Annotated in this window: 1 protein-coding gene; it reads right to left on the bottom strand. The window is 44.7% G+C overall.

All coding sequences use genetic code 11. The features are described 5' to 3' along the window. Positions 1 to 14 precede the first annotated feature (14 nt). A partial coding sequence (locus C162_RS28800; RefSeq protein ID WP_036700494.1) for an ArsB/NhaD family transporter occupies positions 15 to 389 on the bottom strand: 375 nt, incomplete at its 5' end.

Here is a 389-nt window from a genome sequence, read left to right as displayed (position 1 = left end):
AATCTCCTTCGAGTTTAAAATAGGGTCAATGTTATATATAAACCAAGCAGTGTGATGAACAGCGTAGGGATCGTCAAAATAATGCCTGTTTTAAAGTACGTTCCCCAGGATATCTTTACTCCTTTGGTGGAAAGCACATGCAGCCACAGTAAGGTAGCCAGCGAACCAATGGGTGTTATCTTCGGACCTAAGTCAGAACCAATAACATTTGCATAAATCAAAGCTTCTTTAATCAGTCCGGAAGTGTTCGTGGCATCAATGGCCAGTGCATCAATCATTACAGTAGGCATGTTGTTCATTATGGAGGAGATCACCGCGGCAATAAAGCCCATCCCCATCGTTGCTGCGAACAGCCCTTGATCGGCAACGGCCTGGATGGCATCAGCTAA

Origin of the sequence: Paenibacillus sp. FSL R7-269 (assembly GCF_000517865.1) — a bacterium.
Taxonomy (GTDB): domain Bacteria; phylum Bacillota; class Bacilli; order Paenibacillales; family Paenibacillaceae; genus Paenibacillus_AQ.
The sequence above is the reverse complement of the archived record's forward strand: the minus strand, read 5'-3'. Positions and strand labels throughout refer to the sequence as shown.